Source organism: Streptomyces sp. NPDC004721, from assembly GCF_053601495.1.
Genome location: NZ_JBSGBZ010000052.1, coordinates 1 through 15,535, shown reverse-complemented (window position 1 = coordinate 15,535; position 15,535 = coordinate 1). Strand labels below are relative to the sequence as shown.

Genomic DNA, 15,535 nt, shown 5'->3' with positions numbered 1-15,535 from the left:
GCTACCCGCCGGTTGTGGACAACTCCCTCACCCGAAGGAGCAATTCCGTCCCACTACGGCAGCGCGAACCCCGGGTCCATCCCGCCCAGCGCGCCGCCGCACAGGCAGTCCCGCTGCTCGGTCGTGGGCAGCGCGGCCACCGCGTCGAACAGAACGCCCCGCAGCCGTTCCACGTTGGCCGCGAACACCCGCAGCACCTCCTCGTGCGAGACGCCCTCGCCGGTCTCCGCGCCCGCGTCCAGGTCGGTGACCAGCGTCAGCGAGGTGTAGCAGAGCTCCAGTTCACGGGCGAGCGCCGCCTCGGGGTGGCCGGTCATGCCCACCACCGACCAGCCCTGCGCCTGGTGCCACAACGACTCGGCCCGGGTCGAGAAGCGAGGTCCCTCCACCACGACGAGGGTGCCGCCGTCCACCGCGTCCCAGTCCCGCCCGCGCGCCGCCTTCAGCGCGACGGTCCGGCCCACGGGGCAGTACGGGTCGGCCAGTGAGACGTGCACGACGTTCGGCATCGTGCCGTCGGGCTGCGGCAGCCCGTCGAAGTAGGTCTGCGCCCGGGACTTCGTACGGTCGACGAACTGGTCGGGAACGAGCAGCGTGCCAGGACCGTACTCGGGGCGCAGCCCGCCCACCGCACAGGGCCCGAGCACCTGGCGCACGCCCACCGAGCGCAGCGCCCACAGGTTGGCCCGGTAGTTGATGCGGTGCGGCGGGAGGCGGTGGCCCCGGCCGTGCCGGGGCAGGAAGGCGACCCGCCGGCCGGCGACCTCACCGAGGAAGAGGGAGTCGCTGGGTGCCCCGTACGGCGTGTCCACCCGGACCGCGGTCACGTCGTCGAGGAACGAGTAGAAGCCGGAACCGCCGATGACACCGATCTCTGCGTTCGCCATGACCAGCACACTAGCGCCCGCGCACACGCCGAGGACCCCACCGTCCCACGACGGCGGGGTCCCGGAAAGAAGACGTCAGGCGGCGGAGCTGCCGGCCGAGCTCGTGGACGTCGAGGACGACCCCGACGTTCCCGACGAGGAGGACGAGCCGGAGGAGGACTCCGACGAGGAAGACGAGGAACCCGAAGAAGACGGGCTCGACGACTTCGACGACGCCGGGCTGCTGCTCGAGGAGGAGCCTCGGCTGTCGTTGCGGTAGAAGCCGGATCCCTTGAAGACAATGCCGACCGCGGAGAACACCTTCTTCAGGCGGCCACCGCAACCGGGGCACTCGGTGAGCGCGTCGTCGGTGAACTTCTGCACCGCCTCGAGGCCCTCGCCGCACTCGGTGCACTGGTACTGATAGGTGGGCACTGTCTTCCTCCTGGCACTCTCACTCGATGAGTGCTAACGACGGTCCATAGTGACGTATTCCCGAGGATCAGTCCACTGTGACGTGAGCGCGGTGACCGACGCCACGTGCGACTGTGCGGCCGTGCGACCGGGCCGCGAGCCGCGACCTGAGGGCGATCAGGGTGAGGAGGGCGAGCACCGTGCCGGCCATCGGCACCAGGAAGCCGGCGCCGCCCCACAGGCGGTCCTCCAGCTGCCCGGCGACGGTGACCGCCGCCGCCTGGCCGAGCGCGACCGCGCCCGTGAGCCAGGTGAACGCCTCGGTGCGGGCGCCGACCGGGACCAGGCTCTCCACCAGGGTGTAGCCGGTGATCAGGGTGGGTGCGATGCACATGCCGACCAGGAGGCCGAGTGCCGCCAGGAGCGGCACCGAGTGCGCGGTCCACAGTGCGGACGCGGCCAGCGCCAGGGCGGTGTAGCCGACGAGGAGACGGTGCTGCGGGGCGGTCTTCCAGGCGATGGCCCCGCAGACGACGCCGGAGAGCATGTTGCCCGCGGCGAAGGTTCCGTACAGGACGCCGTTGAGGCCGGGCTCGCCGATCGACTCGGTGAACGCGGCCAGCGAGACCTGCATGCCGCCGAAGACCGAGCCGATGCCGAGGAAGGTCGCGATCAGCACCCGCACCCCGGGGACGCGCAGGGCGGAGGTGTGCTCCACGCGCGCGTGCCCATCGCCGGTGACGGACGGCTGGGTGCGCTTCTGCGCGGCGAACAGCAGACCGCCGACCAGGGTCAGCGCGGCCTCCGTGACCAGCCCGGCGGCCGGGGCGACGGTGGTGCACAGGGCGGTCGCCAGGAGGGGGCCGACGACGAACGTCAGCTCGTCGGTGACGGACTCGAAGGCGGCCGCGGTGGTCATCAGCGGCGAGTCCTTGAGCGTGACGCCCCAGCGGGCGCGCACCATCGGGCCGACCTGCGGCACCGAGGCGCCGGTCGGCACGGCCGCCGCGAACAGCGCCCACAGGGGGGCGTGCGCCAGGGCGAGCGCGGTCAGCGTCAGTCCCGCGAGGGTGTGCGCCAGAACGCCGGGGACCAGTACCGCGCGCTGCCCGTACCGGTCGGCGAGGCGCCCGCTGTAGGGCGCGAAGAGCGCCATGGAGACGCCGGTGACGGCCGCGGTGGCGCCGGCCGCGCCGTAGGAGCCGGTGGTGTGCTGCACCAGCAGCACGATGGAGATGGTGAGCATCGCGAACGGCTGGCGCGCCGCGAAACCGGGGAGCAGGAACGTCCAGGCGCCGCGGGTGCGCAGCAGCTGCCCGTATCCAGGGCGGGAGGATGCCGTCGCGGTCGGCGCCGGTTCGGTGCTGGTGACCGTGGATCCCACGGCCGTGCCTTTCTGCCGCCTGGTAGCGCGGGCCCGGGCGTGCGGGCGCGCCGAGAGCTGTCCTCTTGCGCAAACTGCGGTAGATACCGGCGCCCACTGCGGGGGACTACCCGGCCGCCATACGGTCGCGCCAGCTCTGCGTCAGGCAGAGTTGGTTCGATCAGGGTGCGTCCTCATCGTACAGGGGCGCGGGGAACACCCCTTCAGCCTCGGCTGCCCGCCCCCGCTCCGCCGGCGCCCAGCCATCCGGCCAGCTTGCCGCCCTTGCCGACCGCGCGCAGTCGCTGTTCGGCCGCCTCCCGGACCGGGTCGGTGGCGACCACGAGGAGTTCGTCGCCGCGCCGCAGGGTGGTGGTCGGCAGCGGTACGAACGACTTGCCCTCGCGGACGACCAGGGTGACCGCGGACCCGGACGGCAGCCGCAGCTCGTTGATCTCGACGCCGTGCATCCGGGACCCGGCGGGGATGGCGACGGACAGCAGGTGGCCGCGCAGCCGCTCCAGGGGCGCCGACTCGATGCCGAGGTCGGCGGCCTCCTCGCCGGAGCCCAGCCGCAGCTTGCGGGCGAGCCAGGGCAGGGTCGGCCCCTGCACGAGGGTGTAGACGACGACCAGGACGAAGACGATGTTGAAGATGCGGTGGGTGGCGTCGACCCCGTTCACCATGGGGATCGTCGCCAGGATGACGGGCACGGCGCCGCGCAGCCCGGCCCAGGACATCAGGGCCTGCTCCTGCCACGGCACCCGGAACGGCAGCAGGCTGGCCACCACGCCCAGCGGACGCGCGACCATGGTCAGCACCAGGCCGATGACGAGGGCGGGCCAGACGTCGTCGAGCAGCTCGTGCGGGGTGACCAGCAGGCCGAGCATGACGAACATGCCGATCTGGGCGATCCAGCCGAGTCCTTCGGCGAAGCCGCGGGTGGCGGGCCAGTGCGGCAGCTTGGCGTTGCCGAGCACCATCGACGCGAGGTAGACGGCGAGGAAGCCGCTGCCGTGGGCCAGCGCGCCGGCGGCGTACGCCGTGACCGCGATCGCCATGACGGCGATCGGGTAGAGGCCGGAGGCGGGCAGCGCCACATGCCGCAGACCCCAGGAACCGAGCCAGCCCACCGCCAGGCCGATGGCCGCGCCGATGGCCAGCTCCAGGGCTATCTCGCCCACCAGGACGTACCAGTGCTCGATCGGTCCCGCGGTGGAGAAGGCGACGACCAGGATGACCACCGGGGCGTCGTTGAAGCCGGACTCGGCCTCCAGGGTGCCCGTCACGCGCGCGGGCAGGGGGATCTTGCGCAGCACCGAGAAGACGGCCGCCGCGTCCGTGGAGGACACCACCGCGCCGATGATCAGCGACTGACGCCACCCCAGGCCGCTGAGGTAGTGGGCCGCGGCCGCGGTGACGCCGACGCTCACCGCGACGCCGACCACCGCCAGGGCGGTGGCGGCCGGAAGGACCGGCTTGATCTCCTTCCACTTCGTGCCGAGACCGCCCTCGGCGAGGATCACGACGAGGGCCGCGTAGCCGATGACCTGGGTCAGTTCGGCGTTGGTGAAGTGGATGCCGCCGAGGCCGTCCGAGCCCATGACGACGCCTATCCCCAGGTAGACGAGCAGGCTGGGGAGCCCGCTGCGCGAGGAGATCCGCACCGCGGCGACCGCGACGAGCAGGACGACCGAGCAGGCGAGCAGGAGCTGGTTGAGGTGGTGAACAGTCAGCAGCGGTTCCTTCCGCGAGTTCCCGGTTTACTTCGTTACCTTACCTAACTCTTGACGCTTTCTTGACGCGTCCCGTGACGAGATGAAGACGTCTCACCGCCGCTGGACCCGACTCCGCGTCAAGTGCTACCGGGCCCTGCGCCTATGGTTGCTCCAGCGCTCATTCGAAGTCACAGCCCGACCTGCCGCTCGCGTTAGGACAGCAAGGACAGCGATGCCCCCGAACACCACCGCCTCAACGGGTGACAAGGCCGGCAAGTCCGGCAGGAAGAAGGGGCGAAAAGCCCGCTTGGCCGCGCTTGTCCTGGTCCTGGCCCTCGTCGGAGGCACCGCCTACGGCGCCTACTGGTCCGTCAGCACCGTGCGCGCCTCCTTCCCGCAGACCAAGGGCACCATCACGCTGCAGGGCCTGTCGGGACCCGTCGACGTCAAACGGGACGGAAGCGGCATTCCGCAGATCTACGCCTCCAGTTCGGAGGACCTGTTCATGGCGCAGGGCTTCGTCCAGGCGCAGGACCGGTTCTACGAGATGGACGTGCGCCGGCACATGACCTCCGGGCGCCTGTCGGAGATGTTCGGCGAGGGCCAGATCAAGAACGACGAGTTCCTGCGCACTCTGGGCTGGGACCGGGTCGCCCGGCAGGAGTACGACAAGACGCTGTCGGCCTCCACCAAGAAGTACCTCCAGGCGTACTCCCAGGGAGTCAACGCCTACCTCAAGGGGCGGGAAGCCAAGGACATCTCCCTGGAGTACGCGGCCCTGGGCTTCGCCAACGACTACAAGCCCGGGCAGTGGACTCCGGTGGACTCCATCGCCTGGCTGAAGGCGATGGCCTGGGACCTGCGCGGCAACATGCAGGACGAGATCGACCGGGCCCTGATGACCAGCCGCCTCGGCCCGAAGCAGATCAAGGACCTCTACCCGGACTACCCGTACAGCCGGAACAAGCCGATTGTCAGCGAGGGCCAGTACAACGCGCTCACCCAGGCGTTCGAAGCGAGCGGCGGCGCGACGGACACGAGCGGCGGCACCTCGACCGGCACCGGCACCGGTACGCCCGGTTCGGCCGACTCGACGGGCACGGGCGGCGCCACCGGCACCGCGACGGACGCGAGCGGCTCCTCCGGTGTGCAGAGCCAGCTGATGGGCCTCCACGACGTCCTGGACGGCCTTCCGACGGCCGTCGGCGTCAACGGCAACGGCATCGGCTCCAACTCCTGGGTCGTCTCCGGGCGGTACACGATCACCGGCAAGCCGCTGCTCGCCAACGACCCGCACCTGTCGGCCTCGCTGCCCTCGGTCTGGTACCAGATGGGCCTGCACTGCCGCGAGCTTTCCAAGGCGTGCCCGTACGACGTCACCGGCTACACCTTCGCGGGCATGCCCGGTGTGATCATCGGCCACAACCAGGACATCGCCTGGGGTATGACCAACTCCGGTGTCGACGTCACCGACCTCTACCTGGAGAAGCTGAGCGGCGACGGCTACCTGCGCGACAACAAGACGGTGCCGTTCCGGACCCGCGAGGAGACCATCAAGGTCGCCGGCGGCACGTCCAAGACGATCGTCGTGCGCGAGACCAGCGACGGAATGCCCCTGCTGTCCGACCGCTCCGACGAGCTGATGGCGGTCGGCAAGAAGGCGGCGGTCAACACCGCGGCGCCCGACCGCGGCGACGGTTACGCGATCGCCCTGAAGTGGACCGCGCTGGAGCCGGGCACCAGCATGGACGCCGTCTTCGCCATGAACGGCGCGAAGGACTGGAAGTCCTTCCGGTCGGCCGCGGAACTGTTCGACGTGCCCTCGCAGAACCTGATCTACGCCGACACCAAGGGCAACATCGGCTACACGCTGCCCGGCCGCATCCCCACGCGCGCGAAGAACGACGACGGCTCCGTCCCGTCGCCGGGCTGGGACTCCGGCTACGACTGGACCGGCTACATCAAGCCGCAGGAACTGCCCTACGAGTACAACCCCGAGCGCGGCTACATCGTCACCGCCAACCAGGCCGTCGTCGACCCGAAGTCCTACCCGTACACGCTCACCACGGACTGGGGCTACGGCACCCGCAGCCGGCGGATCACCGACCTGATCCAGAAGAAGATCGACGGCGGCGGCAAGATCTCCACCGACGACATGCGCCAGATGCAGATGGACAACAGCAGCGCGATCGCCAACCTGCTGGTGCCCAAGCTGCTGAACATCGACATCGGCGACAAGGACGTCCGCGAGGCGCAGAAGCTGCTGGAGGGCTGGGACCGCACGCAGGACGCCGACTCGGCCGCCGCCGCGTACTTCAACGCCGTCTGGCGCAACATCCTCAAGCTGTCCTTCGGCAACAAGCTGCCCAAGGAGCTGCGGGTCAAGGGCCAGTGCCTGTGGGTGGAGCCGACCGGCAACACGGGCCCGGCCGACGAGAACCAGAAGGTCCGCGAGTGCGGTCAGCGCGACGCCGACCAGGCGCAGCCGGACGGCGGCGACCGCTGGTTCGAGGTGGTCCGGGGGCTCGTCGAGAACCCGGACAGCGACTGGTGGAAGACTCCGGCGTCGGGCACCCGCCCCAAGGCGGACAACCGCGACGAGCTGTTCAAGCGCGCCATGATCGACGCCCGCTGGGAGCTGACCGCCAAGCTCGGCAAGGACATCGACACCTGGAGCTGGGGCCGGCTGCACCGCCTGTTCCTGAAGAACCAGACCCTGGGCACCGAGGGGCCCGGCGTCCTGAAGTACGTCCTCAACCGCGGGCCCTGGAAGCTGAGCGGCGGCGAGGCCGCGGTCAACGCCTCCGGCTGGAACGCCGCCGGCGGCTACGGCGTGGTGTGGGTGCCGTCCATGCGGATGGTGGTCAACCTCGACGACCTCGACAAGTCCAAGTGGATCAACCTCACCGGCGCCTCCGGGCACGCCTTCAGCGCCCACTACACCGACCAGACGGGCAAGTGGGCCAAGGGCGAGCTGCTCTCGTGGTCCTTCTCGCCGAACGCGGTCGACAAGAGCACGAGCGACACACTGGTGCTCAAGCCGTGAGCCGCTGAGGCCACAACGGCGGCGAAGGCCCTCCACGTGCGCGTGGAGGGCCTTCGCCGTACCCGAGCCGTGCCGGCGGCCGAAGCGGTGCCGGCCGTGCCGAAGGCCGTGCGCGTCAGGTGAAGCGGCGTACCCCCGAAGGTGTCACCACGGCCTGCACCGGTCGGTCGTGGGGCTCCTCGGGGAGGTGCTCGACGACCTCCGTGTCGTACAGCAGGACCACGAGGGCGGGATGCGCCCGCGCCGCCTCCAGGCGGGCCAGGACACGGTCGTAGGACCCTCCGCCGCGCCCCAGGCGCATCCCGCGCGCGTCGACGGCGAGGCCGGGCAGCAGGACCACGTCGGCCGTCGCCACGGCGTCCGGGCCGAGACGCTCCCCGGCCGGCTCGAACAGCGCCATCCTCCCGCCGTGCTGCACGCGCGTGAGGGAGCCCTCCCCGGTGTACGCGCCCCAGTCCAGGTCGTTGTCGGGCAGCAGCGCGGGCAGCAGCACACGCACGCCCCGCGCGCGCAGCGCGTCGAGGAGCGGAGGTGTTCCCGGTTCGGTGCCCACGGAGACGTACGCCGCGATCGTGCGCGCCCGCGTCAGCTCGGGCAGTTCCAGGGCACGCTCCGCCAGCGCGTGCGCCGCCTCCCGCACTTCATCCACGGTCAATGTCTTCCTCACCGTGAGGATTTCTCGCCGCAAGGTGCGCTTGGCAGGCTCGGCGTCGTGTCCGTTGTGGCTCACTGGTCCTTCCGTACCCTTCCTTATGCCGGTATGTCTGCTCATATGAGAGTCAATTAACCGGAGAGGCAGATTCCGCGCAAAGGCAGCGGATAGGGTTGCGGCCATGACACAGGCGCACCCCAGGATCAGCAAGGCTGTCATTCCCGCGGCAGGTCTTGGCACCCGGTTCCTGCCGGCCACCAAGGCCACTCCCAAGGAGATGCTGCCGGTCGTCGACAAGCCGGCGATCCAGTACGTGGTCGAGGAGGCCGTCTCCGCGGGCCTCGACGACGTCCTCATGGTGACCGGCCGGAACAAGCGGCCGCTGGAGGACCACTTCGACCGCAACTACGAGCTGGAGTCCGCCCTGGAGAAGAAGGGCGACGGCGAGCGGCTCGCCAAGGTGCAGGAGTCCAGCGACCTCGCGTCGATCCACTACGTCCGCCAGGGCGACCCCAAGGGCCTGGGCCACGCCGTGCTGTGCGCGGCCCCGCACGTGGGCAGCGAGCCCTTCGCCGTCCTGCTCGGCGACGACCTGATCGACCCGCGCGACCCGCTGCTCCAGCGGATGATCGAGGTCCAGGAGACCTACGGCGGCAGTGTGATCGCCCTCATGGAGGTCGCGCCCGAGCAGATCCACCTCTACGGCTGCGCGGCCGTGGAGGCCACCGAGGACGGCGACGTCGTCCGGGTGACCGGCCTGGTCGAGAAGCCGGACGCGGCGCAGGCCCCCTCCAACTACGCGATCATCGGCCGTTACGTCCTCGACCCGCACATCTTCGACATACTCCGCAAGACCGAGCCCGGTCGCGGCGGTGAGATCCAGCTCACCGACGCCCTTCAGCACCTGGCCGAAGCACACGCGTCGGCGACCACCGACGAGCAGCGGGCCGGCGGCCCGGTGCACGGCGTCGTCTTCAAGGGCCGCCGCTACGACACCGGGGACCGTGGCGACTATCTGCGTGCCATTGTCAGACTCGCGTGCGAACGTGAGGACCTGGGCCCGGACTTCAGGGCCTGGCTTCAGCGGTACGTAGCCGAGGAGATGTAACGACGTTGAGCAGCGCCGAGCCCCGCACCGCCGGCCCGGACCACCTGTGGTCGGTGGACGAGCACCTGGAGGACATCCTCACCACCGTCCGCCCCCTGGAACCCATCGAGCTGCAACTGCTCGATGCCCAGGGCTGTGTCCTGGTGGATGACGTCACGGTGCCGCTCTCGCTGCCGCCGTTCGACAACAGCTCCATGGACGGCTACGCGGTACGGGTCACGGACGTCTCGGGCGCGAGCGAGGAGTTCCCGGCCGTGCTGGAGGTCGTCGGGGACGTCGCGGCGGGCGCGGCCGGCCTGCTCCGGGTGGGCCCGGGACAAGCGGCGCGGATCATGACCGGTGCCCCGCTGCCGCCCGGCGCCGAGGCGGTCGTCCCCGTCGAGTGGACCGACGGCGGGCTCGGCGAGGGCCCGGTGAGCGCGATGCGCGCCCGGAGCCTCGCCCCCGAGGGCGCCGACGGGCACGTACGCGTGTACCGGCCGGCCGAGGCACGCGCGCACGTGCGCGCGAAGGGCAGCGATGTGGAGGCGGGCGAGCGAGCCCTGCGGGCCGGTACGGTCCTCGGGCCGCCGCAGATCGCGCTGCTCGCCGCGATCGGCCGCGGCACGGTCCTGGTGCGCCCGCGCCCGCGCGTGGTGGTGATGTCCACCGGCAGCGAACTCGTCCAGCCCGACGAGCAGCTCGGCGACGGCCAGATCTACGACTCCAACAGCTTCGCCCTGACCGCGGCCGCCCGGGACGCGGGCGCCATCGCCTACCGGGTGGGCGCCGTCGCCGACGACGCCGACACCCTGCGGTCCACCATCGAGGACCAGCTCGTCCGCGCCGACCTGCTGGTCACCACCGGCGGGGTGAGCGTGGGGGCGTACGACGTGGTCAAGGAGGCGCTGTCCGACGTCGGCGACGAGGGCGAGCCGGGCGGCGGCGTGGAGTTCCGCAAGATCGCCATGCAGCCCGGCAAGCCGCAGGGCTTCGGGACCGTCGGCGCCGACCACGTGCCGCTGCTGGCCCTGCCCGGCAACCCGGTGTCGTCGTACGTCTCCTTCGAGCTGTTCGTCCGCCCCGCCATCCGCACCCTGATGGGCCTTCAGGACGTCCACCGGCCGACCGTGCGCGCGACACTGGCCGCGGACCGGGCGCTGAGCTCGCCGAAGGGACGCAGGCAGTTCCTGCGCGGGGTGTACGCCGACGGCGAGGTCAGGCCCGTGGGCGGCGCCGGATCCCATCTGATCGCGGCCCTCGCGCTGGCCGACGCGCTCATCGTCGTCCCCGAGGACGCCGAGTCCGTCGAGCCCGGTGCCGAGGTCGAGGTGGTCCTGCTCGGCTGAGCCGTGCGGGGTGGCGGTACCGTGTCGCGCACAACAGGCCCGTGCGCCGCACGGCGACGGGCCCGGACCGGGAGCCCCACACGATCATGACTGTGCCTTCCCGGGGGGAGACCCCCGGACCTCCAGCGCCGGACCGGCTGACGCACATCGACGACGCGGGCGCCGCCCGCATGGTCGACGTCTCCGGCAAGGACGTGACCGCGCGCACCGCCCGCGCCAGCGGTCGCGTCCTCGTCTCGCCCCGCGTGGTCGAACTGCTGCGCGGCGAGGGGGTGCCCAAGGGCGACGCCCTCGCCACCGCGCGGATCGCCGGGATCATGGGCGCCAAGCGCACCCCGGACCTCATCCCGCTGTGCCACCCGCTGTCGGTGTCGGGTGTGAGACTGGAGCTGTCGGTCGCGGACGACGCCGTGGAGATCGAGGCCACGGTGAAGACCACGGACCGCACGGGCGTCGAGATGGAGGCGCTCACCGCGGTGTCCGTCGCCGCGCTCACCGTGATCGACATGGTCAAGGCCGTCGACAAGGGAGCGGTCATCACGGACGTGCGCGTGGAGGAGAAGACGGGCGGCAAGTCGGGCGACTGGAGCCGGGCATGACACTGGACGCATCGGCCGGAGACGCACTGCTCGCGCCGTACAGCGCTCTGGTGGTCACGGCCTCCAACCGGGCCGCCGCCGGGGTCTACGAGGACACGGGCGGTCCGCTGGTCGCCGACGGCCTCCGGCGCCTCGGCTTCGCCGTCGACGGGCCGCGGGTCGTACCGGACGGAGACCCGGTGGAGGCCGCGTTGCGCGCCGCCGTCGAGGCCGGGTACGACGCCGTCGTCACCACCGGCGGCACGGGTGTCTCGCCCACCGACCGGACGCCCGAGGCGACCCGCCGGGTGATCGAGGCCGAGGTGCCGGGAATCGCGGAGGCCATCCGGGCGTTCGGCATGCGGAAGGTGCCGACCGCGGCGCTGTCCCGAGGGCTGGCCGGAGTGGCCGGAGGGACGCTGATCGTCAACCTGCCGGGCTCCACGGGCGGAGTGAAGGACGGACTGGCCGTCCTGGAACCCCTGTTGAAGCACGCCGTCGACCAGTTGCGCGGCGGCGACCACGTCAGACCTGGTGCCGGTAGTGGGGGTGCGAGCTGAACAGCCCATCCTGGCCCGTCGTGCTCGCGGAGGGCGATGTCGTCCTCCGTCCGATAAAGCTGCGCGACCAGCGGGCCTGGCGCGAGGTGAACCGGCGCAACCGGGACTGGCTCAGGCCCTGGGAGGCGACGATTCCGCCGCCCACGCCCGGCGGGCCCATCACGCACCGGCCGACCTACCGGCAGATGGTGCGCCACCTCAGGTCCGAGGCGCACGCGGGCCGCATGCTGCCGTTCGTCATCGAGTACCAGGGCCGGCTGGTCGGGCAGTTGACCGTCGCCGGGATCACCTGGGGCTCGATGTGCTCGGGCCACGTCGGCTACTGGGTCGACGAGTCGGTGGCCGGCCGCGGGGTGATGCCGACGGCCGTGGCGATGGTCGTGGACCACTGTTTCCGCACCGTCGGACTGCACCGCATCGAGGTCTGCATTCGGCCCGAGAACGGGCCGAGCCGACGGGTGGTGGAGAAACTCGGATTCCGCGAGGAGGGTCTGCGGCCCCGTTATCTCCACATCGACGGCGGGTGGCGCGACCACTTGGTGTTCGCGCTCACCGCGGAAGAGGTGCCCGAGGGGCTGCTGAACCGCTGGCGCCGGACCCGGGCTCTGAGGACGCCGAAGGAGAATCCTGCCTCACCCGGAAATTGAATGAATGTTCGAAATTGATCGGCCTGCGATCCGACCCGGACCCGCTCGCGATCGTCCGGGTGGCATTGAATTCGCGTCCTTGACGTCCTGCTGATCACATCGATCGCAAAAAAAGTTCGAAATATCAGCCAGATCGTGCGACACACCGGCGCAATTGGCAGATGGCCTCATGCAAACCCCTCTACCGTGGGAGGCGTGAGCAGCAGCGGCCTCATCTACGCAGTCATCGTCGGGGCCTGGGCCGCCTACTTGGTGCCGATGTGGCTCCGTAGGCAGGACGAGCTGAACGAGGCCCGTCCGACGGAACGCTTCAGCACCGCCATCCGGTTCCTGTCCGGACGGGCGGGGATGGAGCGCCGGTACGCCAAGGACCTCAGGGCGCGCTCCGCCGAGGAGGGGGAGCCCGCCGACGGGGAGCCGGACGCCGTCACCGACTCGGTGGACGTCCGGGCCTTCGCCATGCCCCCGGGCAGGTCGCCGGAGCGGCAGCAGCCGCCGGCGCGGGAGGAGCGGGAGCCGGTCCGCGGCCACGACGAGCGCGACCGGACCGGCAAGCCGGCCGCCCGGGCCGCGTCCCCGGCGGCGGCCCCGCCCGCCGACGCGTCCGCGCGTCCGCGGGTCCCAGCGGCCCGGCGCACGCCCCGCGCGGAGGTGTCCGCGGCGCGTGCCCGGCGCACGAAGGTCCTCGCACGCCGCAGACGCACCACCGTCCTCCTCTTCCTCGCCTTCACCCTCGGCGCGATCGTCGCCGCGGTCGGCGGGCTCACCTTCCTGTGGGCGCCCGGAGTGCCCGCCGTGATGCTCAGCGCCTACATCGCGTACCTGCGCTCCCAGGAGCGGCGCCGCTTCGCCTACCAGATGGACCGCCGCCAGGCCGAGGTCGCCGCGCAGCGGCTGCGTGAGAGCCGCCGCCAGCCGCGTCGGCGCACGCCCCTGGACCCCGCCGCGGACGAACCGGAAGCGGGGCCTGAACCGGAGACGGAGCCGGGCCTTTCCTCCCTCGCCGCCGACCGGCGCGCCCTGGTCGAGCAGACCGACCACGCCGAGTGGCTCGACCAGCAGCGCGAGCGCCAGCGCCGCCCCGGCCAGGGCGACAGCTGGGACCCGGTTCCGGTGCCGCTGCCCACCTACGTCACCGCCCCGGTCGCCCCGCGGGCCACCTCCGACGTGGACCTCGGCGCTCCGGACGCCTGGAGCTCGGCGCGGTCGTCCGCCGCGGTGCCGGAGCAGGAGGCGGCGGCCCCGGCCGCAGCCGAGCCCCCGCCGCACGCCGAGGACAGGTCCGCCGCCGACGGCCGCACCGACGCCCGCCGCGCCGCCTCGGCCCGCCGCTCCCGCGAGCGCGGCCGCACCCCCCTCTTCGACCAGTACGAGGACGGCGACCGCCGCCGCGCGGCCAACGAGTGACTCCCGCCCCTGACCAGCCAGGGAACGGATTACCAACCACCCGGGCGAGGATGCTAGAGTTTCACTCGTTGCAAGGGCCTGTGGCGCAGTCCGGTAGCGCACCTCGTTCGCATCGAGGGGGCCAGGGGTTCAAATCCCCTCAGGTCCACGCAGCTCAAAGCCCCGGTCGGGAAACCGACCGGGGCTTTGACGTGTCACGCGGGGATCACAGGAGCAGCGGTATGAGCGACCGGGGCGCGTGATGGCGGGTCAGTGGATCAGGTTCACCACGGCCGCGCAGTGCGGATCGGGCGGCGGCGCGCCCACCACCCTGCGCAACGTCATCCACTACAGCTGGTAGCGCGAATTGAGAGCCCCTTCCGCCGCGCCGTGGCGGGAGGGGCCTCGCGTCAGGACTGGAGCGGCTTCGCCAGGCAGATGCTCGACTCGTACTCGCGGTAGTAGCCGAACTTCGTGCACGGCTCGTAGCCGGTGGAGGCGTACAGGGCGACGGCCTCCGGCTGCTGGTCGCCCGTCTCCAGGACCATGCGGACGCGCCCGGCGGCGCGGGCGTCGTCCTCCAGGGCGGCGAGGATGCGGCGGGCCAGACCGCGGCCGCGCATCGACTCGATCACGTACATCCGCTTGAGTTCGGCGTCGCCGTCCTCGTTGCCCTCGGCGTTCTTGTCCCGGCTGCGCCAGCCGCCCGTGGCGACGGGGGTGCCGTCCTCGTCGTAGGCGATCAGGTACGCGCCGTTCGGCGGCCGGAAGTCGGCCGGGTCGAGGGGCGTGGCGTCGCCACCGTCGCCGTAGCGGACGTGGTACTCGGCCTGTACCTCGTCGTTCAGCTTGACGGCGTCGGGGTGGTCGAAGGGCACGGGGCGGATGTTCATGTGGGAACCGTCTGTCGATGCGGATGTCGGGGCAGGTGGCCTCCGGGAAGACCTCGTCCAGTGTGCCGGTAGGGTGCCCGGGTGCTGACTGTGACCTCCGTCAATGTGAATGGACTGCGTGCCGCCGCCAAGAAGGGCTTCGTGGAGTGGCTCGCGGGGACCGGGGCCGACGTGCTGTGCCTCCAGGAGGTGCGGGCCGAGCCGCACCAGTTGCCGGAGCACGTCCGCACGCCGGACGGCTGGCACGTCGTGCACGCGTCGGCCGCCGCCAAGGGCCGCGCCGGCGTCTCCCTCTACACCCGCCGCGAACCCGACCGGGTCCGGATCGGGTTCGGATCGGCCGAGTTCGACGGCAGCGGGCGCTACGTCGAGGCCGACCTGCCCGGCGTCACGGTCGCCAGCCTCTACCTGCCCTCCGGCGAGGTCGGCACCGAGCGGCAGGACGAGAAGGTCCGGTTCATGGACGAGTTCCTCGCCCATCTCAAGGAGTTGCGGGAACGGGCCGCCGCCGACGGCCGCGAGGTGCTCGTCTGCGGCGACTGGAACATCGCCCACCGGCAGGCCGACCTCAAGAACTGGCGCGGCAACACCAAGAACTCCGGCTTCCTCCCGGAGGAGCGGGAGTGGCTGAGCACGGTCTTCGCCCCCGAGGCGGGCGGGTACGCCGACGTCGTGCGCGAACTGCACCCGGACGGTGAGGGGCCGTACACCTGGTGGTCCTACCGGGGGCGGGCCTTCGACAACGACACGGGGTGGCGGATCGACCTCCAGGTGGCCACGCCCGGGCTCGCCGCCAAGGCCGTCAAGGGGTACGTCGAGCGGGCGGCCACGCACGCCGAGCGCTGGTCGGACCACGCCCCGGTGACGGTCGTGTACGACCTCTAGTGCCCCGACAGGCAACGTTCGCCCCGTCGCGACGCCCGGCACGCCCTCTCGCCGCACCGGCCGAAAGCCCAAGTACGTCCAGTACGAGGAC

Annotated in this window: 14 protein-coding genes and 1 tRNA gene; 9 read left to right on the top strand and 6 right to left on the bottom strand. The window is 71.5% G+C overall.

The features are described from left to right. Nucleotides 1–53: 53 nt before the first annotated feature. The 4 genes from ACWEK3_RS33170 to ACWEK3_RS33155 form a co-directional block, all read right to left on the bottom strand. Nucleotides 54–887: an S-methyl-5'-thioadenosine phosphorylase gene (locus tag ACWEK3_RS33170; protein WP_453251328.1), complete on the bottom strand. Its 834-nt coding sequence runs from the start codon at nucleotides 885–887 to the stop codon at nucleotides 54–56. Nucleotides 888–962: 75 nt separating this feature from the next. Further along, entirely contained in the window at nucleotides 963–1,301 is a 339-nt protein-coding gene (locus tag ACWEK3_RS33165; protein ID WP_450543935.1) for an FmdB family zinc ribbon protein, read from the bottom strand. Nucleotides 1,302–1,368: 67 nt separating this feature from the next. Next, nucleotides 1,369–2,664 carry an MFS transporter gene (locus ACWEK3_RS33160; RefSeq protein WP_450543933.1) on the bottom strand — a complete coding sequence of 432 codons (1,296 nt, stop codon included), beginning with the start codon at nucleotides 2,662–2,664 and terminating at the stop codon, nucleotides 1,369–1,371. Between the two features lie 203 nt (nucleotides 2,665–2,867). Then, nucleotides 2,868–4,379 carry a potassium/proton antiporter gene (locus tag ACWEK3_RS33155; RefSeq protein ID WP_361412090.1) on the bottom strand — a complete coding sequence of 504 codons (1,512 nt, stop codon included), beginning with the start codon at nucleotides 4,377–4,379 and terminating at the stop codon, nucleotides 2,868–2,870. A gap of 214 nt (nucleotides 4,380–4,593) precedes the next feature. On the opposite strand from ACWEK3_RS33155, the gene ACWEK3_RS33150 reads away from it, so the two are divergent. Next, nucleotides 4,594–7,407 (top strand): penicillin acylase family protein, encoded by a 2,814-nt coding sequence (locus ACWEK3_RS33150; RefSeq protein WP_453251327.1) that lies wholly within the window; start codon nucleotides 4,594–4,596, stop codon nucleotides 7,405–7,407. A gap of 115 nt (nucleotides 7,408–7,522) precedes the next feature. Here the strand turns inward: ACWEK3_RS33150 and ACWEK3_RS33145 are convergent, their stop codons facing one another. After that, complete coding sequence (locus ACWEK3_RS33145; protein WP_450543929.1) at nucleotides 7,523–8,137, bottom strand: 5-formyltetrahydrofolate cyclo-ligase; 615 nt, start codon at nucleotides 8,135–8,137, stop codon at nucleotides 7,523–7,525. 103 nt (nucleotides 8,138–8,240) lie between these two features. Between ACWEK3_RS33145 and galU the strand changes: the two genes are divergently transcribed. The 7 genes from galU to ACWEK3_RS33110 all read left to right on the top strand — a co-directional run bounded on the left by galU (nucleotide 8,241) and on the right by ACWEK3_RS33110 (nucleotide 13,835). Then, nucleotides 8,241–9,167: a UTP--glucose-1-phosphate uridylyltransferase GalU gene (gene galU, locus ACWEK3_RS33140; RefSeq protein WP_450543927.1), complete on the top strand. Its 927-nt coding sequence runs from the start codon at nucleotides 8,241–8,243 to the stop codon at nucleotides 9,165–9,167. A gap of 5 nt (nucleotides 9,168–9,172) precedes the next feature. Continuing rightward, nucleotides 9,173–10,495, top strand: coding sequence for a molybdotransferase-like divisome protein Glp (glp, locus tag ACWEK3_RS33135; RefSeq protein ID WP_450543926.1), 1,323 nt, complete (start codon nucleotides 9,173–9,175; stop codon nucleotides 10,493–10,495). Nucleotides 10,496–10,581: 86 nt separating this feature from the next. After that, on the top strand, nucleotides 10,582–11,094 hold the full coding sequence (gene moaC / locus ACWEK3_RS33130) for a cyclic pyranopterin monophosphate synthase MoaC (RefSeq protein ID WP_326802854.1): 513 nt from the start codon (nucleotides 10,582–10,584) through the stop codon (nucleotides 11,092–11,094). After that, entirely contained in the window at nucleotides 11,091–11,633 is a 543-nt protein-coding gene (locus ACWEK3_RS33125; protein ID WP_450543924.1) for a MogA/MoaB family molybdenum cofactor biosynthesis protein, read from the top strand. Before moaC ends, ACWEK3_RS33125 begins: the two co-directional genes overlap by 4 nt. Before the next feature lie 20 nt (nucleotides 11,634–11,653). Further along, nucleotides 11,654–12,280 (top strand): GNAT family N-acetyltransferase, encoded by a 627-nt coding sequence (locus tag ACWEK3_RS33120; protein ID WP_450543922.1) that lies wholly within the window; start codon nucleotides 11,654–11,656, stop codon nucleotides 12,278–12,280. A gap of 195 nt (nucleotides 12,281–12,475) precedes the next feature. Next, nucleotides 12,476–13,687 (top strand): divisome protein SepX/GlpR, encoded by a 1,212-nt coding sequence (gene sepX, locus ACWEK3_RS33115; protein ID WP_453251326.1) that lies wholly within the window; start codon nucleotides 12,476–12,478, stop codon nucleotides 13,685–13,687. A gap of 74 nt (nucleotides 13,688–13,761) precedes the next feature. Then, a tRNA-Ala gene (locus ACWEK3_RS33110) sits at nucleotides 13,762–13,835 on the top strand. 241 nt (nucleotides 13,836–14,076) lie between these two features. Here ACWEK3_RS33110 and ACWEK3_RS33105 read toward each other — a convergent pair. Further along, nucleotides 14,077–14,559, bottom strand: coding sequence for a GNAT family N-acetyltransferase (locus tag ACWEK3_RS33105; protein WP_390727557.1), 483 nt, complete (start codon nucleotides 14,557–14,559; stop codon nucleotides 14,077–14,079). Between the two features lie 81 nt (nucleotides 14,560–14,640). Between ACWEK3_RS33105 and ACWEK3_RS33100 the strand changes: the two genes are divergently transcribed. Next, nucleotides 14,641–15,444, top strand: coding sequence for an exodeoxyribonuclease III (locus ACWEK3_RS33100; RefSeq protein WP_453251325.1), 804 nt, complete (start codon nucleotides 14,641–14,643; stop codon nucleotides 15,442–15,444). Nucleotides 15,445–15,535: the final 91 nt, after the last annotated feature.